Here is a 24942-nt window from a genome sequence, read left to right as displayed (position 1 = left end):
GCGGCGGGCGTTTCCGTACGAAACATTCGCCGGGTCCTGTCGTTAACCCTGTGGCGGCGGTGGCTATCCCAAATCTGATCTAAGATACGGATTTAAAAAGGAGAAATGCCATGACGGTCGGTCGCGACTATATGCTGAAAAAGACCTCGGGTCCTTCGGCCTCCAAATTTTTCATCGACACACAGCTTGTCCCGCGACTGGTCAACGTCATCGGTCGAGGAGAGGTAATGCTCGACCGTTCGGCGGTCCGCCTCGGGGTCCGTCCGTCGGTGCTGGTCGCGGGAGCGGCGGGTGCCTTGGTCATGCTGGTTTTCGGAACCAGACGCGGACGGCAGGGAGCAGTCGAACAAGCGCAGCCGGGCCAGCGAACAGACTGATCCATATTGAACGCGGGAACTGCGCTCGACCTCTATTATTGAAGGAGAAAATATAAGGATAATAATGTGATAGAGGAAAAGAACCAGGGCTCGGCGGCGATCCGGGCTCCGATCGGATCGGCAAAGCAGCGCGAGGGCCTGTTCCATCTCCTGCAATTGCTGGAGGCACGCCATTATACGTTCGTGACGCCGACGCCTGCCACCCATGCGCGGGTCCTCGTCAATCGTGGGGGTCGGCCTGCGACCGATTTGCGCGACATTCTAGGCTGGAGCCTGCCCTTCTCGCCGTCGGTATTGGATGCAGAACTGCGCGCAGCCTTGGCCGCGGCGGAGATGCTGGTCCAACGTGATGACGGCTTGTTGCAAGCCACGTTGCGCGTGTCGCGCGTCGAGGGGACGCTGTTTCTCCATTCCGCCTATCCGACCACGGCGGCGGACTCCGTGTTTCTCGGACCGGACAGCTATCGGTTCGCCAAGCTCATTATCGGGCGGATGGACACCGGTGCGCGGCACATCCTCGACTATGGTGCGGGCGCCGGGGTGGGCGGGATCGTCGCGGCGCGGGTCGCTCGCGGCTCGCATCTGACGCTGGCCGACATCAATCCGCGCGCGCTGTTCCTGGCGTCGATCAACGCCGAACATGCCGGTGTCGCGCACAGCGTCGAGCAGGTGTCCGCACCGAAAGAGCTGACCGACTCCTTCGACCAGATCGTCACCCATCCGCCGTTCATGATCGATGCGGATCGCCGGGCTTATCGTGATGGCGGCGACCTGTATGGCGGCCAGCTTTCGCTCGACTGGACGCTACAGGCCCTGGCATTGCTCAAGCCCAAGGGGCGGCTGATCCTGCATACGGGAGCCTCGGTCGTCGATGGGCAGGACGTGCTACGTACGGCACTGGCCGAGCATCTGCCCGCCATCGGCTTTGAGATCGATTATTCCGAACTCGACCCCGACATTTTCGGCGACGAACTGGAAAAGCCGACCTATGCCGATGTCGAGCGGATCGCGGCGGTGGGGTTGGTCATACGGCGGGTGGGACTGTGACGGCCCGCCTCAGGCGGTCTTCTGAATCAGCGGCTCGATGCGCAGATTGACGATGTCGCAAGTGGCCGAGCGGCTGAGGACGAACAGGATCGCGTCGGCGACATCCTCGGCGGGTAGCATCCGGCCTTCTGCGACGGCGGCCTGCTTCTCCTCTTCGCTACATTCCTGCATCTCGGTGTCGACCGATCCGGGCTGGATTACGCTGACCCGGATGCGTTTGTCGGCGACCTCCTTGCGCAGTGTCTCGGCAAAGGCCTGGATACCCGCCTTGGTCGCGGCATAGACGCTTTCGCCCGCCGCCTTGATCTCGGTGCTGATCGAACCGACGAACAGCAGATGGCCGCCCCCCTGGTCCTGCATGCGCAGGATCGCGGCGCGGGCGCAGGCGAGATAGCCGGTCAGGTTGGCGTCGATCACATAGCGCCAGTCCTCCTCGGCCATCTCATGGATCGGCTGCGCGCCGAGTGCGGCACAGGCGACCAGCATGTCGATGCCCCCCAGCCGGTCGTCGACGGCGGCGAAGACCCGGTCGATGCCGTCGCGCGTCGCGGCGTCCTCGACGATCCCGATCACCTCGCCATCGATCTCGGACAGCGCCGCGTCGAGCGCTTCCTGATGCCGTCCGAAGGTCAGGACGCGCGCGCCCTCGTTCGCCAGCGCCTTCAGCGCGGCGCGGCCGATGCCGGTGGTGCCCCCGGTCAGCAGGATGCGGCGGCCGGACAACATGGTGGGATTCTTGGTCATGCGTTATTCCCAGGTCAGGATCAGGCGGCCATGGGCGGGCACGCAATAATCGATGCGGTCGGCGCTGACCGTATCGGGTTCGATGGTCTCGCCGCTGGCGGTGGTGACGCGGCTGTCGGTCAGCGTGCACCGCTTCAACCGGACGAGGCGCAGCCAGGCGGTGCGCGTCTCGCCCCCGTCGAGCAGGATCGACAGCGCATGGTCGCTAATCTGTTCGACCGCACGGACCAGCATGTCGCAATAGAGGCGGAAGGGCGCGCCTTCGACCGAATGGAAGGCGCTGGTCGCGAAGATAAACGCCGCGCCCGCGCCGTACACTTCCTGTCCCACCTGCCCGGCGGGCTGACCATCGGGATAGAGATCTTCCAGCGGAAAGGAGAGGGTCTTGTCGATATGACCGTTCGCCTCGCGCTGTTCCTCGGCGATGGCGTCGGGGGGCAGCGCGTCGGGATAATAATACCAGGCGCGCGACAGGGCATGGCGGCAATATTCGCCGATCAGCATCCGCGCCTCGGGGTCGAGGTCGGGGCCGCCATCGTCCAGATAGCGTTCGAACGCGACATAGCTGTCGAAACATTCGTACATCGCCATGTACGGCGCGTCCTGAAGACAGGTGACCGCCAGCAACGTCTCGTAATGCGCGGCGTGGCCGATCCGGCTGTCCCAGATCACCGCATTGTGCAGGAAGCTGGCGAGATAGACATAGCTCTGCTCGCGATAGACGTCGCGATTGGTGATCCGCCATAGCCGCATACAGGCCGCCGCCCCCCAAGCGGTCAGATTGGCCTGATAATTGATGTCGAAACGCAGACCGATGGCGGCGTCGATCGCGGCGCGCGCTTCGTCGAGATAGGTCTTGTCGTCGGTCAGCTCGAACGCCTGGAGCATGACCCAGGCATAGATGCCGCCCACATCGGTCTGCCCGCGCCCGTCGACGGGGGCCTGCCCAGTGATGATCGAGAAGTCGGTGACGTCATATTCGATCGGCCAGCGATAGTCGAAATGCCGCGCGACCCGCACGCCGTAGTCGATCGCCTTCAGGAACAGCGCCCGCGCCTCGTCATCGCCATCCAACGCCAGCGTGCCGAGGTTGAGCAGCGGGTGATACAGATACCAGCTGTCGACCGCATCGGCGTTCTTGTCCTTGCCGACATTGGGCAGATAGCGGCGGAATGTGCCGAGCTTTTCGTCGAAGAAGCGCGGCAGCCCCGCCTTGAGCGCCGCTTCCAGCGGATGCGGCTCGCCGCACCAATTGCCCCATCGGTGCAGTGCGGCGATGACCGACATCTGCACCATGATGTCGGGATATTCGGCACCGGTATAGGGATGGACATAGCGATGGCCGTAATGGCGGATCGTGGCGGCGGGGGCTTCGTCCAGATCGCGTGCGGCTCGCTCGGCACGGTCGATCCAGTCGCGATAGGCGACCGGTGGCGGCTCGAGCAGGTCATAGGCGCTGCCCAGCATCTGCACGAACTGGCGGGCGGATTCGCGTTCATGCGGGGGCGCGCGATGGCGAAAGACCAGGATGGTGTCGGACAGCGTGACGCGCTCTCCCGCCGGCAGCGCGACCTCGGCGGGATCGGCGTCGGCCTCGGGGATGGGCAGCGCATAGCCCAGTTCGGGCCAGCTACCCGCCACCGCCTCGCGCGGGTTCGTGCCGGTGGCGCGGAAATAGTCGTTCAAGGCGGTGAAATTCTGGATGTAGAGGACGTTCCCAAAGGTCGGTGCGTCGATACGGAAATAAAGGAGTCCGGTGTTCAGCCCGCGCTGCGACGCTTCCACCACCCCTTGCGCGCGCAGGGGATCGTCGCCTGCGCCAAAGGGATAGAGATCGCGCGGGGCGGGGGGCATGACCATCGGCCGGGCGGGGGTAAATCGCGTCGTGATGCGCAGCCGCTCGATCGCCAGCCGGTCGGCAAGGCATGAGATGACATGCTCGCCCATGGCGCTGGTCAGACGAAGGCGGGCGAGCTCATCACCCTCGGGCGGCAGCACCGCGCAATCGAAGCTGGTCGGCACAAAGGCGGCGCGCACCGCCAGCCCGCCGGTGCTGCCTTGGCGCCGCACGATCGCGAACACCGATGTCGCGGTTCTATGCAGCCGGATCGTCAGGTCGCCGACGATGAAATCGACCAGGGGCGCGGGTTCGTCGCGCAGCAGCTCGCGCAGATCCAGCAGATGGGGGCTGATCGCGGGCGGCGCTTCGGCCGTCGCTGTTCGGGGCATGGCACAACTCCGAAAGGGGGACGGGATGATCGCCAACCCCCTCAGAAAGAACGGAGTTCCGGGCAAATGGCGTTCCGCTAAACTGGGTCAGTGCATTCGTCCCGCCCGCGCCGCCTGCGCGCGCTTCAACCGGATGCGGGTGCGGGCATCGCGCAGGAGTGCGCCGGGCAGATCGGTCGCGGCACGCAGCCCCGCGACCGAGGATATGTTGCGGATACTGCGCCGCGTCTCGTTCAGCACCTGCCCGACCATGGCCCGCCGCTCGATCTCACCCTGCTCGCGCACCAGCGACAGGCGGTGGATCGCATAGAGGCCGATCAGCCCGGCCAGCAGGAAATAAAAGTCCCAGGCGGTGAGGGTGATCGGCAGGGAGAAGATGCCGTTGGGGCTGCGCCAGCGCGCCACCAGCTCGAACTGGCGGGCGGCGAAGAACTGCGCCAGCAACCCGCCCAGGATCGGTGCGATCCCGGCCGCGATGGCGGTGGTCATCGCATTGGCCGCGACATAGGCGGTAGCGGACCCCTTGGGCGACAGTTTCAGCGCGATATTGGTGCTGGCCAGCGTCACGCCCGCGATCGTCGCGCCCATGACGAGGTGAAGCCCGATGAGCCACAGTTTCACCGCGCCCCGGTCGCCCAGTTGCGACGCGCCGATCATCGCGACGATCGCCAGGATATAGGCCGGGGCGCACACCGCCAGCACCGACTTGTTGGCGAACCGGTCGCTGAGCCGCCCCCAAAGGCGCAGCGCAAGGATATTGGCGAGCTGACTGGCGACGCTGAGCAGCAGTACGAAGCTGACCGCGAAATGCAGCTGGCGGACGATGAAGACGGTGAAGAAGGGCGTCGCGAGGTTGATCGCGAACTGCCAGCTGGCCACGAAGACCAGCAATCGGCGGAAATTGGGGTCATGGAGCGGCTGGGCCAGCAGGGCTCGCAGTTTGATGGGGCCGGGGGCGTGCGGCATTAGCGGTTCCGGCATCATTGCGACGATCCGTGCGCTGATCAGCCCGGTGACGCAGCCACTGGCGAACATCGCGGCGAACACCATGTCTCGCGCGGGTGATCCCGTGCGCGTCCAATCGAGTGCCAGCGCGGCGACCAGCCCCAGGATCAGGCTGATCGCCGTCAGCCATACCGTCCGCCGGGCAAAGACGTCGCCCAACCGATTATCGGGCGCGAGATCGCGCATCCAGCTATTCCAGGCGCATCCGCCGACCGCGCTCAATCCGCAGAGCAGCATCTGCGCGCCCAGGAAGATCAGCAGCGCGGTCGTCCCGCTGAAAAAGGCAAGTACCGCCATCACCGCCAACATGGTGCGCCCGACCAGGCTGGACAGGACCGCGATCCGCTTGCGCCGCCGCCATCGCTCGACCAGCTGGATGGCGGGAAGCTGAAGCAACTGCGCGAGGAACGGCATCGCGGCGAGAATGCCGACCATCACGTTCGACGCCCCCAGATGCAGCGCGAAGGCGGTCAGGATCACCCCGCTGGTCAGCGCGGCCGCGCCGCCCGAAAACCCCGCCTCGACGACAAGCAGCCGCAAGCCGCGCTCGCGATCGGCGGTGGTCAGCTCGGCTTGCGGGTCCAGGGGCATGGGTGTCGGGCAACGCCCCGCTTGCGGCCGGGGTTGCCATCAATGTCTGCGGGGACTGATCCATATCATTGAGTTTTCACGATATTACTGCGCCTGCCACGCCACCATCCCGGCGTTCGCGGGTTTGTCGGTCCATGACGCTGCTCCTGCCGCCCGATCTGCGCATCGCCATGGTCCTGGCCGGGGGCAATGCGCTGGGGGCCTATCAGGCCGGGGTCTTTGAGGCCCTGCATGGGGCCGGTATCTCCCTCGACTGGATCGTCGGCACCTCGGCGGGCGCGATCAATGGTGCCATCATTGCGGGGAGCGCCCCGGCCGATCGCCTGTCGCGGCTGACCGATCTGTGGCGGCCCGAAGGGACCGGCGCCATCGCCGTCTCGGCATGGGATGATATGATCGACAGCTGGCGGCGCAGCTCCGAGGTGATCGCGACGCTGCTTGGCGGGCGGCGCGGGCTGTTCGCGCCGCTGGGCACCGCCCTGGCTGAACGCCCCGCGCCCGCGCTCTATGACACGACACCGCTGGTGCACACGCTGGCCCGGCTCGTCGATTTCGACCGGCTGAATGACGGCGCGATCCGCTACATGGCGCAGGCGGTGGCGCTCGATACCGGCGCTGAGATCGTCTTCGATAACAGGCGCGACAGGATTGCCCCCGACCATGTCCGCGCAAGCTGCGCCATGCCGCCTGCCTTTCCTCCGGTTGCGATCGACGGCGTGCCGTATGTCGATGGCGGGTTGTCGGCCAATCTACCGCTTGATGCCGTGCTGGCCGATCCCGGTGACGCACCGCTGCTGTGCATTGCCGTCGACCTGTTGCCATTGGCTGGCCCGCGCGCGCCGACTCTTGGCGGTCTGATCAGTCGAACGCAGGACCTGGTCTTCGCCGCCCAGTCGCGCCGGACCATGGTGCGCTGGCAGGAGCATTATGCCACCGCTCAAGACAAGGCGGCGGCATCGGTCATGTTGGTGCAGCTGCGCTATGCCGACCAGCAGGATGAAGTCGCGGGCAAGGCGCTGGATTTCTCGCCCCGCACCGTGCGGGCGCGGTGGGATGCGGGGCTGCGCGACGGGCGGGCGCTGGTCGCTGCTCTGGCGGACGGCGACATCCCGTTTGGGAGGAGGGGGCTGACATCCACCACCATAGCGGCGGGGCAGGAGCTACCCGCCGCCCATACGGGAGCCACGCCATGAAAGCCGCCCGCAAGACCGCCGATGGCCGTTTTGAGATCGCCGAGGTCGAGGAGCCGCGCCTGCCCGCCGACGACTGGGTCAAGGCGCGGGTGCGGATGGCGGGTATTTGCGGCACCGACCTGCGTCACTGGGAAAAGGCGGAGGAGGAACTGCACTGCTGCATCATGGGCCATGAGCTGGCGGGCAAGGTGGTCGAGGTCGGTCCGGCGGTCACCCGCGTCGCGGTCGGCGACCGGGTGCTGGTCGAATCCGTGCTGGGCTGCGGTCACTGCGAATGGTGCCGGGTGCAGCAATATAATCGCTGCCCCGATCTCTATCCCACCCGCCGCGCCAGCGTCTCGCGCGCCTATGCCGAATATGTCGTCGGTCCGCAGCACAAGTTCCACCGCCTGCCCGACAGTGTGGGGTTCGATGACGCCGCGCTGCTCGACACCTATGCGGTGGCGCTGCATGCCCAGCATCTGTCCGGCCTGACCATCGGGACGCGCGTGGCGATCATCGGGGCCGGGCCGATCGGGCTCGGCCAGCTGATGCTCGCCAAGGCCAGCGGCGCGACCGTGACGATCATCGACAGGATGCCGCACGCCCTCGCATCGGCAGCGCGGCTGGGCGCGGACCGCACCATCCATTCGGATGACGAGGACCCCGAGGCCGGGATCCGCGCGCTGACCGACGATCGGGGCGCCGACATCGTGTTCGAATGCGCGGGCGGCGAGTCCATGCCCGAGACGTTGCCGCTCGCCACGCGGCTGGTGCGGCGCGGCGGCAAGGTCGTCATCGTCGGTGGCTTCGATGCCGGCGACATCGCCATCCCGCTGGAATGGCAGCGCATCCAGATGTCCGAGATCACCTTGATCCCCAGCGCCAGCTTCGCCTTTCACGACATCCATGCCGAACAGGTCGAGGTGCTCGATCTGGTGGCGCGTGGCGTGCTGCAGACGCAGGCGCTGATCACCCACCGCTTCCCGCTCGACCAAATCAACGAGGCGTTCGAGGTGGCACAGGATCGTGGCCGGACAGGCGCTATCTTCGTCGGCCTGACAGTCTGAAGAGACTGAGTCACATACCCGGCTTTCGCTGACATGAACGAATGGCGGGAGTTCGGAAGCAAGATGTGCCGGTTGCGTGTCCGGATGTGGGTCAATTTGAGGTATATTTGAAAAGGACCGACCTCTTTGGCGTCGATCCAATCCGCCAGATGTGGGGACTGAACACCTAGAAGCTGGACCAGTCCTCGTCTTGGACAGCGAGCGCCGTGTTGCCGGCCGTATTGAGTTTGGCGTCCATTCCTCGACGGTTGCTTCCACTCACGAGGCGCTCCTGAGGCGGGTCGAGGTAGGAAACCGGCGCACCTGTCGCTGTTGTGCGCAGGCGAAAGTGTCCGATCTGCCGCATCATATCATTTACTTCGTGTGCTAGACTGCGTGCCGCTGCGGTAGCCTGTTCGACCATGGCGGCATTCTGCTGGGTGACCCCATCCATCTCCGACACTGCGGTGTTGATCTGCTGTAATCCAGTGGATTGTTGCGCGGCTGATGCGGCGATAGTCGACACCAGTCCGCTAATTTCATTGATATTCCCCACAATGCGGCCAAGCGCCGCCCCCGCCTCGGCGACCAGCTCGACGCCTGCCGTTACTTGCACTGATGAGCTATTGATACGCGTCTTCACGTCTTTTGCAGCCTCGGCCGAGCGTTGCGCCAACGCACGCACTTCAGATGCGACGACGGCAAATCCCTTGCCGGCATCGCCAGCGCGTGCAGCCTCGACCCCGGCGTTCAGCGCGAGCAAATTGGTCTGGAAGGCAATGCCATCGATCACCGAGATGATTTCCGAAATCTCACTGGAGCTACGCTCGATCCCGCTCATGGCCTCAACTGCACGGCGTACCACGTCGCCGGAGCGCTCGGCCTCGAAGGTGGCGCCACGCACTGCATCATTGGCCTTGGTGGCGTGTCCAGCGGTGCTGCGCACTGTCGATGTAATCTCGTCCATCGCTGCTGCGGTCTCCTCCAGCGAGGCGGCCTGTTGCTCGGTCCGCTGGGACAGGTCATCCGACGCCTGCCGGATATCGCGGGTGCCACTGTCGATGCCAGCCGCCGCTTGTGCGATCTGCGCAAACGCGTCGTGCAACGAGAGTGCTGCCTTATTAAAATCGGCACGCACAGCAGCGTAGCTATCGGGGAAATCGCCGTCGATCCGCGAGGTAAGGTCACCCTGCGCGAGCGCAGCGAGCCCGACTGCCAGGGCATCGGTGACACGCGTAACCACGAGAGTTTTTTCCTGCTCGTTGGCGATTACCGCGCGCCGGAAATCGTCAACCGCGCGCGCAATCTCACCAATCTCGTCCTGTTGCGCGAGATGCGGCATCTCGACGGTGCCGCCTTGCGTCACCAGCGTTGGTAACGCGGATGCCAGCCGACGGAGCGGCATGACCACTTTGCCAGAAATCGTGTAGAGCGACACGCCAAGTACCGCGAGCGCCGCAATTATCAACGCGATCATCATTGCACGTTTGGTATGTGCCTCAACGCTGGCATCATTGCCGGTCTGCTCAGCAATCTTGAGCTGAAGGTCGACCAGATTTGCGATTGATTCCGAGACTGGGTCGATGCTCTGATATAGCTTTGTGCGCACGAAGTCGTTGAGTGCTACCTCATCGCCGCGGTCGAGGATTGCCTGAAGTTGGGCGACGCGCTGGTCCGCGATGCGCATATCGGCTGCAGCCTTCTGGGCGAGCACTTTTTCACTGCCGTCGATCTCGGTCAGCAAATACGCCTTCCACCGATCGTGCAACGTGTTCGATCCCCGACGAACCTTATCCGCCGCCTGTGCGAATGTGATGTTGCCGTTTCGAGCTTTATGCGAGGCGTCGACGATATCGACTGCATATTTGTCGGCAACGATTTTCAGATCGCGCATCGGCGCGACGCGATCCTTGATGATAGCGTCGATTGCGATCCTGTTGCGGTCCATGCTCCAGAAAGAGAGGCCAGAGATCAAGGCGATCGTCAGCCCAAGGGCGGCGAGTGAGGCGAATAATTTGGCACGAACGTTCATGCCGAAGCTAAACCATGTTAATCATATATAATGTATTAAGTAATCACGATTTTACATCAGGGGCGCAGCGGGGTTTCCGAGCAGGCCTCGCGACGCATCCGCGTCAATGGCGTCGCGCCAATCCAGCTAGGCCACATGGCGCGCCCCGACGAGGTTGCCGCCGCTGCCGTCTTCCTCCTCAGCACCGAAGCCAGCTTTATCACCGGCGCCAAACTCTGCGTCGATGGAGGCATGCGACAGGTGTAGCCACATGAACGGGCAGTGCCTGACGCACGGATCGGCGAGACCGCGCGATTAGCGTCGTGCGTCTTCAGCAGGCAGCGCTTTTGGCCGATCTACCCGAAAAACGCTTGGGGGAAGAACGGCTCGCACACCTGAATGAATGACTGAAGTCGGGCGGCAAGGAACTAGCCGCGAATGTCTGAATATGGGTCGAAAGCCCACCGGTCGCCAAGCCGAGATTCTCAGGTTAAGAGGAACATGAATTTAGAGCGAAAGGGCATCACCGTCATAAATGAGCATGTTTCCCCTGACGCCTATGGCCTCCTCATTCTAGCACCTGAGATCGCCCTCGGTAGTGGATGGCTAGGAGGTGACAGGGTCGTTGGTCGCGCGGCCATCCGTGACCTGTTGATCAAGGCCGCTCGTTTCAACGAACAGGAACGGCAGAGGCTAACCATCCATCTGCCTAGCAAGGCGATTACACTGCGGTTGGACGAAATTGAGCGGCATCCGCGCGCTGCCTCGGCGAGCTGATAAACTGATCGCGGTGATCGCGCACGAAGGCGGTGAGGTCGTGCGGCGGGGTGCCGGTCAGCCGTTCGATCTCAAAGGTAGGGTCGATGTCGTGATGACCGGCAACCACGTCGGCGAACTGGTTTACGAGCCCCTTGGTCATCCACCGCGAATTACCGGTGACGCGCAGCAGCGCGGCTAACAGCGGATTGGGCAAGTCGAGATAGCGCACCTTGCGCCCCGCGACCGCGCCGAGGCGCTCGGCCGTCGCGTTCATATCGAGCGTTTCCGGACCCGTAAGGAAATACGTCGCGCGGACGTGAGCGTCCTGGCTCAGGACCGTGGCGGCGACTCGCGCCACGTCGCGCGTATCGACCCACGACACCGACCCCTTGCCGGCGACCTGGGGCAGGAAGCCCTTGGCGATAGCATCCTTGAACCACAGAAAATTCTGCATGAACGCCGTGGGCTTCAGGATCGTCCAGTCGATCCCCGACGCGCGCAGATGATGGTCGATCCGGGCGTGGGTCTGCGCCCAGGGCACGGTCGAGCGAATATTGGCGTCGGATGCCGACAGCTTGACGATGCGGCGGACGCCAGCTTGGCGGGTAACGTCGATCGCAGTGATTTCCTGCTCGAACTGGCGCTGATTGGGCGGCGTGATGAGGAACATCGTGTCGATGCCCTCGAATGCGGCTGGCAACGTATCGGGCCGGTCGAAATCGCCGAGCACCGCGTCGGTCCCTTTTTTCCGATAGGCGTCTACCTGCGCCTGCTGGCGGGCCATCGCGCGGAACGGCGTGCCTGCCTGGCCTAGCAACCGGCAGATTTCACTGCCGATGCCACCGGTTGCACCGGAAATGAGGATCATGATGAGGGTCCTTTCCGAGATGTTGAGGGAGCATCCCGCTCGTCGAGGCGCTCGGAGATGACAGCGACCATTGCCCGAAGCGTGGAAATGGCATCACGGATGCGGGCCGGTCCGATATGATCAACGATCGCCATATCGATCGGCGCGACGGCGTTCTCGGCACCTACCACCGCCTCGCTCCCGGCCGTCGTCAGCGTGACGAGCTTGGCGCGGAGGTGCTGCGGATTGGGCTGGAACGCCACCAAACCCTTCTCCTCGAGAAGATCGACGATCCGTTGCACCGCCTGCCGGGTAAGCCCCATCGCACGCGCGATCGACGCGACCGTCAGCGGTGTTGGCGAATAGCGCAGCGCCGCGAGCACCTGCCACCAAGCACTGGTGAGGTCGAGATGCTCGACTAGCGTATTGCCGGCACTCACCAGGCGCCCGCTGGCAGCAAAAACGGCAAGTGCGAGCTCGCGTGCTTCTGTAGGAGTGTCGTTCATGTGGTATCGGCACCGAGCAATGACAGCATATTGTCATAAATAGAAGTGAACGTGATCGTTCCGTTTGAAACATCGTCAGCTTGCCGATGGCCCCTGGGCGAAGCATGCACCCGGGCTTATGATCGTGAAGCGCCCCCGAGGAATGCCAGAGACGCGCAGCGGAACTACCTGTGCTGCCTTATTAGATTTCCGGCTTCGCCAACCTTGTGGGGCGGGCATTGTGCGGTCGTGCAGAGAGCGGTTTATCAGGCATCGGCGGCTGCTTCGAACCTGAACGAACGTCGGAAATAGGATGCCTTGTAGAACGCTACCGATGTCTGGTTGTGGGTCGTCGTGGCGGAGGGGAAGGGCGACCGCTTGCGCCCACTTGCCGACATTCTTGGGATGATCCAGCATGAGGCATTGGAATGATGGAGCAGCCCTTTGCGATTGCCTATCCGCAATTATCTCGAAACACCGTTGACGATCTTCGTCGAGCCACTTTGCGACCAGTATGAGGTTCCGCCAAAAGGCGAAGCCCTTGTGATCCTTCAGAACGGCTACCCGCACTCGATCGACATTCACCCAGATAATTGGGTCTCAATCTGGAACGAGGGGCCGAAGTTGGCCACTGTCGAGCTATTTGATGAGCACCAGTTCTCTAGACCTATGAGCCAATCAAAGTAGTCGGGGCCAATCGACCGCTTTTTACCCGAAAAGGGCATTGGTCAGGTAGTCCCGGTACCCTTGTCGTAGAGGTACAGCGTCACCGGACACACCTCTTCGTTGGCCCACGCGATCGCTTCCGCGACAGTGACATTCTCACGCTGGTCGTAGGTCAGATCGTAATTGGTCGGTCGTTGTTGGTCCGCATCCTCGCAGGCATTGTCATGCGAAGTCGCCTCGATGATGGCGTTAACCTCGCGCCAGCGATACGGCCTCGTTCGCCTGTCGATGATGTTGCAGATCATGCCGCGAATTTAGTGGCAGCCCGACATCATGCAACGTCGGCTTCCCACCAATCTCCGCCGTTCCGAATGGCCGAGCGGGCTCGCTCAATCAGCTAATCCGTTGATATGAATGAGCGGGTAAGCGTGGCCGCTAGACCGCCTTGTTATTGAGCGCGGCTCTTCTGGTAGGCGAGTTTCCCGGCGTGGCGGCGGATGGCGATGGCAGCGACAGCGCGGCGGGTGAAGCGTTCGTCTAAGTCGGTGGCGTTGTAGGGTCCCCCATACCATTCACGTAAGCGGTCATGTTCTTCGTGGCTGGGGTCGGCCATGGCATCGAGGAACATCTCGAACCCGGGCAAGCCGCCGACATCCTCGGGCGGGCCGCGCCGGGCGCCATCGACGAAGCGTGGATATTTAACGTTGGGTTCGCCGGGGCCGACCGCCTCGACGGTGATGGTGTGCCGCCAGTCGTCACCTATGTCGTAGGTGTAGACGAACTCCCGCACGCCGCGGTCGATGAGCGTTGCGAGCTTCACGTTTTTTGCAGCGGTCATGCCGCTCTCCGGCCACGTCGGGTCGGGGACGCCATAGCGCCGGTCGCCGGCCTCGAAATGCCACAGGTGGTAGTCCTCCCAGCCCATCGCGGCCTGGACGATGTCGTGGAGCATCTTGAGGCTGGCGGTGACCGGCACGTCGACCCGGCGCCAGATGACGGGTTCGATGTCGTCCAGGGCGATGTGCAGGCGGATGATGGTCTCGGCGCTCATGCCGCCAGTCTGGCAGGTTCGGGAGACCAGTTCCACGGCATGAGTTCGTCCCATCGGCTGGCAGGCCACTCACCTGCGACCCTGGCGATGACGTCGGCGATATACGCCGGTGGGTCGACGCCGTTCGCCTTGCAGGTCTGGATGACGGTGTAGATGGCAGCGGCACGCTCGCCGCCTGCGCGAGAACCGGCAAACAACCAATTGCGGCGTCCGAGAGCGACACCGCGTAGCGCACGCTCCGCAATGTTATTGTCGATCTCCAGGCGGCCGTCATCGAGAAAGCGCGACAGTGCTGGCCAGCGCTTCGTGCCATAGGCGATGGCCCGGGCCATGTCGGACTTCGGTGACAGACGGCGCAGGGCGGCGTCGAGCACCGCGCGCAGGTCATCGACCAGTGGCCGGCTTTTCTCCTGACGGGTTCGGCATCGCATATCCGGCGGTTGCCCGCGGACCTCGGCCTCGACGGCATAAAGCGCGCCGATCCGCTCGAGGATGCCGGTGGTCAGCGGCGTCGGCGACCGCTCGTGCAGATCGAAGACCTTGCGCCGGAAATGTGCCCAGCAGGCGACCTCGGTCACGCCACCACGATACAGTCCGTCATAACCGGCATACGCATCGGCCTGGAGGAAACCGCGGAAACCGGCGAGATGGGACGTTGGGTGCGCGGCGGTGCGGTCTGGCGTGAAGCGATACCAGGTCGCACGCGGCGCCGTGCTACCGGATGCCTGGTCGTCGGCCGCGTACACCCACAGCCGCCCGGTCGCGGTCTTGCCCCGGCCGGGGTCGAGCACCGGCACGGGCGTGTCGTCGGCATGGATCTTGTCGGCCTTGAGCACCTCGTCGCGGATGCGACTGACGATGGGGTCGAGGAGTGCCGCAGCCTGTCCGGCCCAACCCGCCAGCGTCGAGCGGTCGATGTCGAGCCCTTGCGCGGCCATCATCTCGGCTTGGCGGTATAGCGGCAAATGGTGGTCGAACTTGGAGACGACGATATGCGCCAGCGTGGCGAAGGTCGCCTTGCCCCTGGCCACGGCGCTGACCGGGGCGGGCGCCTGAACGATCTTCTCGCAGGACCGGCAGCTATATTTGGGGCGGACGTTGCGCACGACACGCCAGCGCACCGGCACGATGTCGAGCATCTCGTGCGCGTCCAAGCCGAGCGCGCGCAATGCACCGCCACAGTCCGGGCAGGTGCAGGCACCGGACGCCGGCTCATGGACGACCTCCTCGCGCGGCAGATGTCCGGGCAGACTGCGGACGGGCACCGGCCGAACCGCCACGCCAGGGTCAACCATCTCAGGTCCAGGCGCATCGCGCTCGGTCTCGAGTTCCTCCAGCGCCAGTTCGAGCTGCTCGATCTCGCGGCCCAGCTTTTCGGACGACGCGCCGAACTGCATTCGTCGCAGCCGCGCGATCTGTCCGCGTAGCGTATCGATGAGCAGGTCACGGGCGGCCAGCGCGGCATTGGCCCGGGCGAGCGAAGCCTCCAGCGCGGCGATGCGCGCGGTGGCATCAGCAGGGGAAACGGGCGCTTCCGACACGCTGTCTCCATAGCAGATTGCAGGTCAGTGAGCGAGGGAAAGTGCCGCAAAACCGCCGTTTTCATCCCGCCAGCGTCGGCGTGAACGTCGGCTCGGGACGCCGCCAGTCGATGCCCTCTAGCAGCATCGACAATTGCGCCGGCGTCAGCGTCACCGTGCCGGTCGCCGTCACCGGCCAGACAAACCGGCCCCGGTCGAGCCGCTTGGAAAACAGGCAAAGTCCCTGGCCATCGAACCACAGCAGCTTGACCAGATGCCCCCGCTTGCCGCGGAACGCGAACAGCGCACCCGAATGCGGGTTCACCGCAGCACCGACAATACCCGTGCCAGCGCCCCCGCATCCACGCTCGCGTCGACACTCACCCGCACGCCGCCCGGCAACTCGATCTGGATGAGCCCCGATGGATATGGTGCCGGCTGTGGCACTGGCGGCGTCAGTTCCGCCACCTGCACCTCGGCAAATACCGGCAGCGACGGCATCGCCCCGGCCAACTTGCCTTCGCGCAGCTGCTTGCGCCACGTGTAGATCAGGCTGCTCGATACCTCGCGATGCGCGATGACATCGCAGACCCGACCCCCCGGTCGGAACGCCTCCGCCAGGATCTCCAGCTTCTCCGTGTCCGACCATCGGCGCCGGCCTGACACCCGGCCAACCACCTCCATCCGACCAGTCATACGAGTGCTCGTATGACTGGTCGTAGAACCGATAACTTCCCGCACCGCCCGCACCCTCGTCAAAGGCGACAAGCATCCCGGCTACCGGCGCTACCGCAAGGCGGTCTCCAGACCGCGCTTACATGAGCGGCAGCTTTCAGGAAGCGAGAAGGTACGTTCGAACGACTGGAATTGGGTCTGTCGTGACGGAAGGGTAGTGCGGCTGCATCCGCCCAACCTGGACGCTCAGGCAGGCAATCTGTCTTCCCGAAATCGGCCATTGGTTCAGCCTGACCATTCCCGTTTCCCCATCCTCGAAGGCCAATTTCGGGAAAGAGCAATTGGGAACATATTTCGGGAAAGCCGATGCCACTGACGCCTCTCGGCACGGTCAGAAAGGCTGCTTTCCCGCTACGGGTTCCCAATCGGGAAAACCGTCCTTGCGCCAGCGCCTGCCCGGTCGTCCGATGGATTTTCAAACAGGACGGCACAGCCTACTGTCTCCCCGTGACAGAGGCGACTAAGGATATCATCAAAACTGATGCTGAAGCTGTCCATCCGGAAGCGGCGGTAGCTCCCGGCTATCTCGCGAACCACGCGGCGCGCGTCTTCAACAGGCTGGTGGACGGCCGCCTTCGCGAGCATGGCCTCACGCTCTCGCTGATAGGGCCTTTGCTACTGCTCTCGTGGAAGGGGCCGATGCTCCAGCGAGATCTCGTGCGACACTCTGCCGTGAAGCAGCCCGCGATGGTGGCGCTGCTCGATAAGCTGGAGGGGGCGGGGATGATTACGCGCTTAGCGAGCGCAGCGGACAAGCGCGCCGCGACCGTGGACCTGACGGACCGCGGTCGGGACGCAGCGGCGATCGGCCGCGCCGCGCTGCTGGAGATGAACGCCAAGGCGGTGAGCGGCTTTGCGCCGCAGGAGACGGCGCTGGTCGTCGACCTGCTCGCGCGCGTGATCGCCAACCTGGAAAGCCCAACCGGAACATAATATCACGCGTGATGTTTCTTGCCGGGAAGGAGTTTAATCCATGTCCCGACGCATCCTCGTGACCGGCGCCAGTGTCGCCGGCTGTACTGCCGCATGGTGGCTGACCCGCTTCGGCTTCGAGGTCGACGTCGTCGAGAAGGCACCTGCCTTCAGGGAAGGTGGTCAGAACGTAGACGTGCGCGGCAGCGCGCGTGAGGTGCTGCGTCGCATGGGCCTTGAGGAGGCGGCGTTCGAGCGCAGCACGCCCGAGCTCGGCACTGAGTGGGTGGATGAGGACAACAACACTATCGCGCGCTTCGAAGCCGGCGCCACTGGAAGCGACAACGCTCCCACCGCCGAGCTGGAGATCCGACGCGGAGACATCGCGCGGCTGATCTACGACGCCGCGCGCGAGCGCGCCTCTTTTCGGTTCGGCGACAGCGTTGCGGCCGTGTCTCAGGACGACGTCGGTGCCGAGGTTACCTTCAAGGGCGGAGAGATCGCGCGTTACGGCCTGGTCGTGGTCGCCGAGGGCGTGGGATCACACACCCGCGAGCTGCTGTTCCCCGGCGAGAACCAGCCGCGCTGGATGGATCTCATGATCGCCTATTTCAGCATCCCGCGGCAGTCGCACGACACCGACTATGCGCGGGTCTACAACACGGTGGACGGGCGTGGCGCGACGCTAAAGCCGTCGAGAGACGGCCTGCTTGGGGCCTATGTCGGCATCCACAAGAAGCCAGAGGGCGAGCAGGATTGGAGCCCCGCGCAGCAGCGGCAGTATATGCTCGACCAGTTCGCCGGCGACGGCTGGGAGTTCCCCCGCATCCTCGAGGTGATGAAGGACGTCGACGACTTCTACTTCGACGTCCTGCGGCAGGTTCACATGCCGCGCTGGTCCAACAATCGCGTGGTCCTCACCGGCGACGCCGCCTGGGCTCCGTCACCGCTTTCGGGCATCGGGACGTCGCTCGCGATCGTGGGAGGTTATGTCCTCGCCGGCGAGATCGCGAAGCAGGCGGATATTGCCTCGGCCTTGGATCGCTATGAAAAGGTGATGCGCCCGCTCGTGAAGGAGGGGCAGAACGTACCCAAGATCGTGCCGCGCATGCTGTGGCCGCATAACGCGCTAGAGCTGATGCTCATGCGCGGCGCGATGCGGATTGCCGGTACACCGCTGGTAAAGAAGGCGTTCTCGAGTGCCTTTGCACGAGACTCCAACCGGATCGAGCTTCCCGATTATACAAACCAGATGAGCGCCTGAAGCTCACCGCAGCATTCCCGTTTCACCATCCCAACGGGAACCCTCGGCATCGCTGCCCGTACGGGGGCCGAAGCGTCATAGCCCGGCGCCAAGACCGACCTACTTGTTGCCGACGCTCTCACGATATGCGCGGCGCACGGCAGCAGGCGCTCTGTTCAGGAGCAAGATGGTCGCATAGCCCCGGCAATATCGAGCGCTGGCAAGATGCGGGTCAAATATCGCTGTCTCGTCCTGCGGGTCATAGGCAGCGCAGAAGTATCGCGTTGCCTGGTCTAGGCGCTCAACAAGTTTGGCGCGTCCAGCCGGGGTCTCAAGCGAGAGATCAGCGTAGTGCACTACCATATCTGGGGGCGGATGGGGCACGGTGCGTTGCGTGGCACAGGCAGACAGCAGAAGCGCGTTCAACACCAATGAGCTTTTCATGGCTTTGCCTTTTATGATGGCCGCCAACCTCCGTGGCGTGGCTCGCACGCGGCTGATGACCAATTGTATTGGTGAGGCGATGCCGCTCCGGTAAACGGCGTGCCGGTCAGAAGGGCTGGACGCTGACCCTGACTTGGCCGTGCGATCCGGTGGTCAGGTGGAAGCAGCGGTCAGCGCTTCAGCGCAATCGCCTGTAGTGGAAGTTGCGGACGAACGGCTCTCCCTTGTCGGTGAGGCCCGCTGCGGATTCGGTCATGTCGTTGCCGTTCGCCGACACGATGTAGACGCGCACGGATCCCAGCCTCTTTGCCTTCGCGATATTCAGCACGAGCACATTGGGTGTCGGCGTCATGACGGCCACGCTGTCCGCCTCGCTCGTTTCTCCCTCGCTGGGTGCCATCTTTCCGTCTGGACGATAGGACGCCGCCATGTGCCGGACGCTGCCGTCCTGACCGGTAATGTCGACGACCATCCGCCACGTGCCCTCACCGATGTCCTGAAAGCTGTAGATGACCCGCTTGGGAGGCGGTCCGTAGGTGCTGGGCATGCGCGTCAGGTCCAGTTCCCATCGCCCCATGAAAGGTGATGGCGCTGCTGCCTCTGATCGAACGCGTTCCGGTTGGGCGATGGCTTCGCTGGCGAGGCCTGCGATCGTCGCGGCAGCGGCCAGAAATATAGTTGAGCGATGTAAAGGCAAACGCAGCATGCAACCTCTCCATGGATCGCCGAGGCATCGCCTCAGCGTGGGCAATGGCCGTGATGGGCAGCACGCAGGCGTGCCTTCACCGTCTCCGGGATCATGACCCCGAAGCTTCGCATTCGATCGTCCGTCGTTCGTCGGCTAGAGGATCAGCCGGGATGCTCGGTTGGAGCGAAGCGGTGAAGCTCGGCGTGCCGACGCATGATGACCAGGAGGATGGCCAGCTCGATCCCGACGACGCAGCCCTGCATGAGCGCCTGACGGCTATCGAGGAAGAACACACCCATGAAGATGACGAGCGTGGTCATTCCGGCCAGCGTCCACAGCGACCAGCGAAGCGCGCTGGACCAATCGCGCTCCAGCAGCGACCATGCGAGTCGCAGGTGCCCGGCCCCAGCCATGAGTTGAATGAACGCAATTGCCGGAATGGCTCCCAGATAGGTGGGGCGCAGCAACGCCTCATGGGAACCGCCAAGGATAAGCGCACCCGGAAGGCCATGCTGATCGGGATAGAGATAGGGAAAGCCCAAGACCGCGCAGCCGATCTCGATCGTTGCCATCGGAACCATGATGCCCAGCGCGATGGCGTAGCTGGTAAGGACGAAACGTCCTGCAGCGCTGCCCAACATTTCCCGCCACGCCGCAACGAAACAGCCCGCCGCAAAGGATAGTCCCTGCCCCTCGGCAGCTGCGCTATGATATTCGGCATTCATCGCCTGGGACCAGGTTTGACGGTCCTCGCCCATGCACGCGGTGGCGATCGCCATGATCGCCTGGGACAATGACATCCTCATGCCAGCATCTCCTTGCCGAAAAGTGCCCCGTCTCCGCTGGTCAGTTCCATGGCCAACGCAAAACCGTTCGCGGTCAGTCGATAGACATGGCGGGGCGGGCGCCCTGGCTGTGCAGGCTCACGCCATTCCGCCTCGACCAGCCCGTTGTCGCTCATCCGCATCAAGAGGGGATACAGCGTGCCCGACGACAACCCCGTGTCCTTCAGCAGGTCATAGCCGTGTCGCCATTCGCTGCGCTGGGTCGACAGAACCGCCAAGAGGAGGCGCATCTGTTTTGAGGGCTGTCTGTTCCGTGCCATGCCAAATTACAACATATGTAGAATTAAGAGTCAATGGGCTTTCGTTCGCTGCAAGCCACGACGACGCCAAGGTTCGGGAAGCTCGCCGGGGGCGGCCGCTTCAATGATCTATGCTCTCCCATTTCCCGAAAGGTTTGACGTTCGGGAACGGCTTAACGGTCCCGATATTCGATCCCGATGGGAAGCAGGCGTTGGCTCGACGCTCGGATTAGGGCAGCTTCACCGGATGCCGCAGCGCCTGAATCTGACCGCCCTCCTCGTTGACGAATATGACACTGCCATCGACTTTTTCGTCGGAAAGCTTGGCTTCGAGTTACGCGATGACACAGCGCTGACAGATGGGAAGCGGTGGGTGTTGGTCGCGCCGCATGGCGCGGCGAGCGGACTGCTACTGGCGCGGGCTGTCGGTGACAGGCAACGTGGAGCGATCGGCGATCAGAGTGGCGGTCGGGTGTTCTTATTCCTCGAAACCGATGACTTCGCCCGTGACCACCTTGCCTATACCCAGCGGGGCATCCGGTTCGTCGAGAAGCCTCGCCATGAACCGTATGGCATCGTGGCCGTCTTCGAGGACCTTTATGGCAACCGATGGGATTTGATCGAACCTGTCACCGTCGCGCGATGATTCTCAATTCACCATCGTTTACGAGACAGCTTACGACGGCCAGCTCGCGCTGATGCTAGCTGCACGGCTCCCGCTTCGAACATGAATGAATGTCTGAAGTTGGGAAGCGACGAAAATAGCGCGAATGACCGTTTCTGGGTCATCGTGGCGAAGGGGAGGGCGGCCGCTCTCGCCCAGAACCCGACATTCAGGTTGATGCTGGCTGGACTTGCCCCGCTCAAATGGAGAGGCATTTGCTCAGCGTGGCGCGGTTTGTTCGAACTGCGCCGGGCTGGTGTAGTTGAGCGCGGAGTGGCGCCGGACGGGGTTGTAGAAGCCGTCGATATAGCGGGCAATGGCCTGCTCGGCCTAGCGGCCACGCTTACGCTCAACCTGCGGCTGAACACCTGCCCGCCGCGCTCGTCAGCGCCATGCGCGTGGAAAACATGCTTAGCGATATCCAGCCCGATCGTGGTAGCCTCTGACACGGACGCCTCCCTCAGTGGTGATCAACACCTCCACTCTGGCACATCGATGCCGTCGGGGGGCGTCCACCCCATCACCCAATGTCCGCCGTTCCGCCTGGCCGTTCGGACTCGCTGAAGCAGTCGGTGCGCTAATATGAACGAGCGGCAGCTTTCGGGAAGCGAGAAGGCATGTGCGAACGGCCGGGTTTGGGTCGTCCTGATCGGAGGGCAGGGCGACCGCTTACGCCCAAAGCTGGTCATAGAGGGCGTTGTTCGGCATTTCCGATAGTGGACGTTCGGCCAGTTGGTATAGGGTCGGTTCGATGAGATGCATTGTCATAGCTGCGGCGACGGTGCTGTGCGGTTTCGCATTGCCTAGCGACGCCACTACGCCGGGAATGGGAGACCAAAAACATGATCCTGCCCGGCTTCCATTCGACGGTTCGACCGGCTTCCTAAACGGTTACTCCCTTCGCGTTCCGCGCAACGGTGACTTCCTCTGGAACGGTGCACCGGTCGGGCAGGTGGTGCTCAAGACCTACCTCCGCCAATGGGCGGCTCTGCCCCGAAACGCAGGCCGCCTCTTCGTAGAGTTCGAGCCTGGGACTTTGCAGTCTCGTGTGCAATGGGTCCGCAAGCAAGTCATTGACAGCGGCCTTTGTGAGCAACGCCGTTGTGCGGAGGTTGGCTGGGCAGTGAGAAGGCCGGTCGTGAATTGACGGTTTTGGCCGTCTCGCGCTTCGAAGCGGACGGACCGCTCTCCTCCCAACGCCAGACGTTCGATCATCCGATTGGGTTGTAAGGGAGGCACCTGTTGCGAGGTGAACGAACGGCAGAAACCGGGAAGAGGCAAGGCCGCGCTGAATGACCGATTGTGGGTCATTGCGGCGCTACCTTCCATCTCGCACTCGGTATGATGGTCTAAGCACGCGGCCAGCACGATCACAAATCTTACTTGGCGACCGGCACCGTCGCGAGATCAGCGTCGATCTTGGCGAGCGTTGCGTCGCTGAACTGGTCGGGCAGGTAGGATTGCAGGGCAAAGAGCGTGACGCCTCGCGCCATACCGATCTGTGGACTCTTGAGGAAGGTGGAGACGTGCTTCTCGAGCACCGCGCGCGTCTGCGGATTGTCGAGCAACTGGCCGATCGGCGTCGTCAACGAGGTATAGTGCCCGGAGGCCTTGGCTGCCGCCATGCGCTGGCTCGCCCGATCGATCCCCGCGCCCCAAGGATCGCGCGCGACCACCGTTTTTCCGGTCGTCGCGAAGTCGGCGATAATGTCATTCGCACGCGTGTAACGCGGCCACAGCGGCTGCCCGCCGCCATTCGGATTACCCGCCTTTACGAAATTGGCGAAGTAGGTGCTCATCGCCTCGCCGACGGCCTCGTCCTTGGCAGTCGTCTCGGCACCGTATTTGATGCGGGTGTTGCCAAAGAAGTATGGAATGTCGGTGGCGTGGCCCGCACCTGGCTGCTTCAACGAGTCGGCGACGTAAGAAAATCGGTAGCCCCACACCGGCACGCCCTTGTCGGCGAGCATCGCTGAGGCCTCGCGCCCGCCTGCGATCATGAACCCGCTCTTTCCACCGATGTCGGCGCTGGTCGCGCCAATCATCATTGGCATCCGCGAGAAGCGGTTGTCGTTATAGGCTTTACGGACGTCGACCACGACCTTGCCGTCGGCGAAAGGGCCGGAATTTGTCGGTGGGCTGCCTGGCTTTCCGGCCATGCCCGCCATGCTCAGCCCATCGGTCACATCTTCGGCAGAGAGAGCTCGGAGCCTCTGGAGCGCGTCGGGCGCGGTGGGATCGATCCCCTTCGAGCGCGCGAAATTGACGCCGATTGTCTCGACATCGGCGAGTGTGTTGCCGGTGAAGGCGCGCGCGTCACCGCCTGACATCACCACCCCGCGCTGGAACAGCCCCTCAGCCTCGGGCGAGGTGATGAGTGCGTGGACTGAGATGCCGCCCGCGCTCTCCCCAGCCACCGTCACGTTCGCTGGATCCCCCCCGAATGCGGCGATGTTGCGCTTGACCCACTGGAGCGCAGCAATCTGGTCCATGATCCCGTAATTGCCGAGCCGCCCGCCATCGGCGTTGGCTTGGGTCAGTTGTGGAAGAGCGAAGGTGCCGAAGCGTCCGACGCGATAGTTGAAGCTGACGAACATGATGCCCTTTTTAGCCATGTTCGCGCCTGCGTAGGTGGGGGGCGAGGCACCGCCGTTGACGAAGCCGCCGCCATAGATCCACACTAGCACTGGCAGCTTGCCTTTGGCGTCTGCAGGCTTCCAGACATTGGCGTACAGGCAGTCCTCGGCGGGCCTGGTACCGAGCGGGGCAGCGTCACTCGGGAAAGGCTTTTGCATGCAGTCCGAACTGTATCGCGACGCCTCGCGTACGCCGGTCCACTTGGCGGCGGGCTGCGGCGCGCGCCACCGCAGCGGGCCGACTGGGGGGGCAGCGAAGGGGATACCCTTCCAGCTCTCCACACCGTCAGCAGTTTGGCCACGAAGGTTTCCGGTCTCGACCTTGACGGTCGGCCCGGTCTGCTGTGCGAGCACGGGTGAGGCACCGGCGAGCGCAGCGACGAAGGCGATGCGATGGATGGTCATGAGCTTGGGCTCCTTGGTCGCGAGGTCTGGATGAGAAAAACAAGTAGGCGCACAGCCTTGCGCCTTTGAGCTTATCACCAGGCATGGTCAGCGTCGCCTCGGCCGCGCGCTCAGCAGAAGAGCCGCCCAGCGCCATACGCATAGGCATTGTACACGGCCGCCAGCAACACCCTGCGAGGTCAATAGTGAACCGTCTGCTCTCGCCCAATAGCGGACGTGGCGAAATCACGTCATGGTGATCCTAATTCATGAGGTGAGGGATGGGTCTTCGTAGCATTGCCGTTTTCGCGGCCGTCGTCGGTTCCTGGCTTTTAGTCGGCGACATGCAAACGCTTATAAGTGCCGCTCGCTTCGACGGCATCGGCTTCGGAACTATGGCGCACGTTGTTGCCGACCATTTGCTCCTGTTTTTCGCTGGCCGCGTGATCAAAAGGCGGAGCACTACAACCGCCCTTGGTTAGGTCGTGAACCCATAAACGGCTGACATGCGGGCCTCAGTCAACGCGGTTGCGATAGAGCGGCATGCATCAGACTAAGTTCTATCGCTACGAAGGTGCTGGCGAACCAAAGCCGAACGA

The 24942-nt window shown here is 63.5% G+C and carries 23 protein-coding genes and 2 pseudogenes; 8 read left to right on the top strand and 17 right to left on the bottom strand.

Annotated elements, in window-relative coordinates; genetic code table 11:
- Positions 1-110 precede the first annotated feature (110 nt).
- Positions 111-377: a hypothetical protein gene (locus tag NS355_RS09730; protein WP_058745522.1), complete on the top strand. Its 267-nt coding sequence runs from the start codon at positions 111-113 to the stop codon at positions 375-377.
- 66 nt (positions 378-443) lie between these two features.
- Positions 444-1424 (top strand): methyltransferase, encoded by a 981-nt coding sequence (locus tag NS355_RS09725; RefSeq protein ID WP_084787793.1) that lies wholly within the window; start codon positions 444-446, stop codon positions 1422-1424.
- 9 nt (positions 1425-1433) lie between these two features.
- On the opposite strand, the gene NS355_RS09720 is transcribed toward NS355_RS09725, so the two are convergent.
- The 3 genes from NS355_RS09720 to NS355_RS09710 all read right to left on the bottom strand — a co-directional run bounded on the left by NS355_RS09720 (position 1434) and on the right by NS355_RS09710 (position 5993).
- Positions 1434-2168, bottom strand: a complete 735-nt coding sequence (locus tag NS355_RS09720; protein WP_244489629.1) for an SDR family oxidoreductase — start codon at positions 2166-2168, stop codon at positions 1434-1436.
- 3 nt (positions 2169-2171) lie between these two features.
- Entirely contained in the window at positions 2172-4397 is a 2226-nt protein-coding gene (locus NS355_RS09715) for a hypothetical protein (protein WP_058745521.1), read from the bottom strand.
- An 87-nt stretch (positions 4398-4484) separates the two neighbouring features.
- Positions 4485-5993, bottom strand: coding sequence for an MFS transporter (locus NS355_RS09710; RefSeq protein ID WP_058745520.1), 1509 nt, complete (start codon positions 5991-5993; stop codon positions 4485-4487).
- 134 nt (positions 5994-6127) lie between these two features.
- On the opposite strand from NS355_RS09710, the gene NS355_RS09705 reads away from it, so the two are divergent.
- Together NS355_RS09705 and NS355_RS09700 are read left to right on the top strand one after the other, a co-directional pair.
- Positions 6128-7186, top strand: coding sequence for a patatin-like phospholipase family protein (locus NS355_RS09705; protein WP_058745519.1), 1059 nt, complete (start codon positions 6128-6130; stop codon positions 7184-7186).
- Positions 7183-8235 carry a zinc-dependent alcohol dehydrogenase gene (locus NS355_RS09700; RefSeq protein ID WP_058745518.1) on the top strand — a complete coding sequence of 351 codons (1053 nt, stop codon included), beginning with the start codon at positions 7183-7185 and terminating at the stop codon, positions 8233-8235. Before NS355_RS09705 ends, NS355_RS09700 begins: the two co-directional genes overlap by 4 nt.
- Before the next feature lie 166 nt (positions 8236-8401).
- Here NS355_RS09700 and NS355_RS09695 read toward each other — a convergent pair whose 3' ends face one another.
- Entirely contained in the window at positions 8402-10246 is a 1845-nt protein-coding gene (locus NS355_RS09695; RefSeq protein WP_058745517.1) for a HAMP domain-containing methyl-accepting chemotaxis protein, read from the bottom strand.
- 135 nt (positions 10247-10381) lie between these two features.
- On the opposite strand from NS355_RS09695, the gene NS355_RS19490 reads away from it, so the two are divergent.
- Positions 10382-10492, top strand: a complete 111-nt coding sequence (locus NS355_RS19490; RefSeq protein WP_084787791.1) for an SDR family oxidoreductase — start codon at positions 10382-10384, stop codon at positions 10490-10492.
- A 454-nt stretch (positions 10493-10946) separates the two neighbouring features.
- On the opposite strand, the gene NS355_RS09690 is transcribed toward NS355_RS19490, so the two are convergent.
- The 7 genes and pseudogenes from NS355_RS09690 to tnpA form a co-directional block, all read right to left on the bottom strand.
- Positions 10947-11852, bottom strand: a complete 906-nt coding sequence (locus NS355_RS09690) for an SDR family oxidoreductase (RefSeq protein ID WP_058745516.1) — start codon at positions 11850-11852, stop codon at positions 10947-10949.
- Entirely contained in the window at positions 11849-12337 is a 489-nt protein-coding gene (locus NS355_RS09685; RefSeq protein WP_058745515.1) for a MarR family winged helix-turn-helix transcriptional regulator, read from the bottom strand. The genes NS355_RS09690 and NS355_RS09685 overlap by 4 nt, the downstream gene beginning before the upstream one ends.
- 707 nt (positions 12338-13044) lie before the next feature.
- Positions 13045-13287: a hypothetical protein gene (locus tag NS355_RS09675; RefSeq protein WP_058745513.1), complete on the bottom strand. Its 243-nt coding sequence runs from the start codon at positions 13285-13287 to the stop codon at positions 13045-13047.
- Positions 13288-13430: 143 nt separating this feature from the next.
- Positions 13431-14033 (bottom strand): plasmid pRiA4b ORF-3 family protein, encoded by a 603-nt coding sequence (locus tag NS355_RS09670; protein WP_058745512.1) that lies wholly within the window; start codon positions 14031-14033, stop codon positions 13431-13433.
- Positions 14030-15574, bottom strand: a complete 1545-nt coding sequence (gene tnpC / locus NS355_RS09665; RefSeq protein ID WP_058745511.1) for an IS66 family transposase — start codon at positions 15572-15574, stop codon at positions 14030-14032. Before tnpC ends, NS355_RS09670 begins: the two co-directional genes overlap by 4 nt.
- Positions 15575-15635: 61 nt before the next feature.
- Positions 15636-15875 (bottom strand): annotated as a pseudogene (gene tnpB / locus NS355_RS09660) (IS66 family insertion sequence element accessory protein TnpB); the annotation flags it as partial.
- On the bottom strand, positions 15875-16237 hold the full coding sequence (tnpA, locus tag NS355_RS19445) for an IS66-like element accessory protein TnpA (RefSeq protein WP_345938803.1): 363 nt from the start codon (positions 16235-16237) through the stop codon (positions 15875-15877). The gene tnpA and the pseudogene tnpB, both read right to left, overlap by 1 nt.
- A 357-nt stretch (positions 16238-16594) precedes the next feature.
- Here tnpA and NS355_RS09650 point away from each other — a divergent pair, with 357 nt between their 5' ends.
- Both NS355_RS09650 and NS355_RS09645 read left to right on the top strand, forming a co-directional pair.
- Complete coding sequence (locus tag NS355_RS09650) at positions 16595-17221, top strand: MarR family winged helix-turn-helix transcriptional regulator (protein WP_084787789.1); 627 nt, start codon at positions 16595-16597, stop codon at positions 17219-17221.
- Positions 17222-17261: 40 nt separating this feature from the next.
- The gene (locus tag NS355_RS09645; protein ID WP_058745509.1) at positions 17262-18464 is read left to right on the top strand and encodes an FAD-dependent monooxygenase; all 1203 of its coding nucleotides are present in this window, start codon (positions 17262-17264) and stop codon (positions 18462-18464) included.
- Between the two features lie 99 nt (positions 18465-18563).
- Here NS355_RS09645 and NS355_RS18295 read toward each other — a convergent pair whose 3' ends face one another.
- The 4 genes from NS355_RS18295 to NS355_RS09630 all read right to left on the bottom strand — a co-directional run bounded on the left by NS355_RS18295 (position 18564) and on the right by NS355_RS09630 (position 20650).
- Positions 18564-18887, bottom strand: coding sequence for a UrcA family protein (locus NS355_RS18295; protein ID WP_084787787.1), 324 nt, complete (start codon positions 18885-18887; stop codon positions 18564-18566).
- Between the two features lie 178 nt (positions 18888-19065).
- Positions 19066-19593 (bottom strand): hypothetical protein, encoded by a 528-nt coding sequence (locus tag NS355_RS09640; protein ID WP_244489628.1) that lies wholly within the window; start codon positions 19591-19593, stop codon positions 19066-19068.
- Between the two features lie 143 nt (positions 19594-19736).
- Positions 19737-20354 (bottom strand): hypothetical protein, encoded by a 618-nt coding sequence (locus NS355_RS09635; protein WP_244489627.1) that lies wholly within the window; start codon positions 20352-20354, stop codon positions 19737-19739.
- Between the two features lie 23 nt (positions 20355-20377).
- The gene (locus NS355_RS09630; protein WP_084787785.1) at positions 20378-20650 is read right to left on the bottom strand and encodes a PadR family transcriptional regulator; all 273 of its coding nucleotides are present in this window, start codon (positions 20648-20650) and stop codon (positions 20378-20380) included.
- 256 nt (positions 20651-20906) lie between these two features.
- Between NS355_RS09630 and NS355_RS09625 the strand changes: the two genes are divergently transcribed.
- Positions 20907-21305 carry a VOC family protein gene (locus NS355_RS09625; RefSeq protein WP_058745505.1) on the top strand — a complete coding sequence of 133 codons (399 nt, stop codon included), beginning with the start codon at positions 20907-20909 and terminating at the stop codon, positions 21303-21305.
- 237 nt (positions 21306-21542) lie between these two features.
- On the opposite strand, the pseudogene NS355_RS19440 reads toward NS355_RS09625, so the two are convergent.
- Both NS355_RS19440 and NS355_RS09620 read right to left on the bottom strand, forming a co-directional pair.
- A pseudogene (locus tag NS355_RS19440) lies at positions 21543-21653 on the bottom strand (IS3 family transposase); the annotation flags it as partial.
- A 1049-nt stretch (positions 21654-22702) separates the two neighbouring features.
- On the bottom strand, positions 22703-24364 hold the full coding sequence (locus tag NS355_RS09620; RefSeq protein ID WP_058745504.1) for a carboxylesterase/lipase family protein: 1662 nt from the start codon (positions 24362-24364) through the stop codon (positions 22703-22705).
- Positions 24365-24942 lie beyond the last annotated feature (578 nt).

The organism is Sphingomonas yabuuchiae (genome assembly GCF_001477495.1).
Taxonomy (GTDB): domain Bacteria; phylum Pseudomonadota; class Alphaproteobacteria; order Sphingomonadales; family Sphingomonadaceae; genus Sphingomonas; species Sphingomonas yabuuchiae_A.
Note: the sequence above shows the minus strand (reverse complement) of the source record. Positions and strands in the feature narration are given on the sequence as shown.

Bases quoted from the DNA above. Each gene is read 5' to 3' on its own strand.
- NS355_RS09730 (WP_058745522.1), top strand. From the start codon at position 111: ATGACGGTCGGTCGCGACTATATGCTGAAAAAGACCTCGGGTCCTTCG.
- NS355_RS09720 (WP_244489629.1), bottom strand. From the start codon at position 2,168: ATGACCAAGAATCCCACCATGTTGTCCGGCCGCCGCATCCTGCTGACC.
- NS355_RS09715 (WP_058745521.1), bottom strand. From the start codon at position 4,397: ATGCCCCGAACAGCGACGGCCGAAGCGCCGCCCGCGATCAGCCCCCAT.
- NS355_RS09710 (WP_058745520.1), bottom strand. From the start codon at position 5,993: ATGCCCCTGGACCCGCAAGCCGAGCTGACCACCGCCGATCGCGAGCGC.
- NS355_RS09705 (WP_058745519.1), top strand. From the start codon at position 6,128: ATGACGCTGCTCCTGCCGCCCGATCTGCGCATCGCCATGGTCCTGGCC.
- NS355_RS09700 (WP_058745518.1), top strand. From the start codon at position 7,183: ATGAAAGCCGCCCGCAAGACCGCCGATGGCCGTTTTGAGATCGCCGAG.
- NS355_RS09695 (WP_058745517.1), bottom strand. From the start codon at position 10,246: ATGAACGTTCGTGCCAAATTATTCGCCTCACTCGCCGCCCTTGGGCTG.
- NS355_RS19490 (WP_084787791.1), top strand. From the start codon at position 10,382: ATGGCGCGCCCCGACGAGGTTGCCGCCGCTGCCGTCTTCCTCCTCAGC.
- NS355_RS09690 (WP_058745516.1), bottom strand. From the start codon at position 11,852: ATGATCCTCATTTCCGGTGCAACCGGTGGCATCGGCAGTGAAATCTGC.
- NS355_RS09685 (WP_058745515.1), bottom strand. From the start codon at position 12,337: ATGAACGACACTCCTACAGAAGCACGCGAGCTCGCACTTGCCGTTTTT.
- NS355_RS09675 (WP_058745513.1), bottom strand. From the start codon at position 13,287: ATGATCTGCAACATCATCGACAGGCGAACGAGGCCGTATCGCTGGCGC.
- NS355_RS09670 (WP_058745512.1), bottom strand. From the start codon at position 14,033: ATGAGCGCCGAGACCATCATCCGCCTGCACATCGCCCTGGACGACATC.
- tnpA (WP_345938803.1), bottom strand. From the start codon at position 16,237: ATGGAGGTGGTTGGCCGGGTGTCAGGCCGGCGCCGATGGTCGGACACG.
- NS355_RS09650 (WP_084787789.1), top strand. From the start codon at position 16,595: ATGCCACTGACGCCTCTCGGCACGGTCAGAAAGGCTGCTTTCCCGCTA.
- NS355_RS09645 (WP_058745509.1), top strand. From the start codon at position 17,262: ATGTCCCGACGCATCCTCGTGACCGGCGCCAGTGTCGCCGGCTGTACT.
- NS355_RS18295 (WP_084787787.1), bottom strand. From the start codon at position 18,887: ATGAAAAGCTCATTGGTGTTGAACGCGCTTCTGCTGTCTGCCTGTGCC.
- NS355_RS09640 (WP_244489628.1), bottom strand. From the start codon at position 19,593: ATGCTGCGTTTGCCTTTACATCGCTCAACTATATTTCTGGCCGCTGCC.
- NS355_RS09635 (WP_244489627.1), bottom strand. From the start codon at position 20,354: ATGGCGATCGCCACCGCGTGCATGGGCGAGGACCGTCAAACCTGGTCC.
- NS355_RS09630 (WP_084787785.1), bottom strand. From the start codon at position 20,650: ATGCGCCTCCTCTTGGCGGTTCTGTCGACCCAGCGCAGCGAATGGCGA.
- NS355_RS09625 (WP_058745505.1), top strand. From the start codon at position 20,907: ATGCCGCAGCGCCTGAATCTGACCGCCCTCCTCGTTGACGAATATGAC.
- NS355_RS09620 (WP_058745504.1), bottom strand. From the start codon at position 24,364: ATGACCATCCATCGCATCGCCTTCGTCGCTGCGCTCGCCGGTGCCTCA.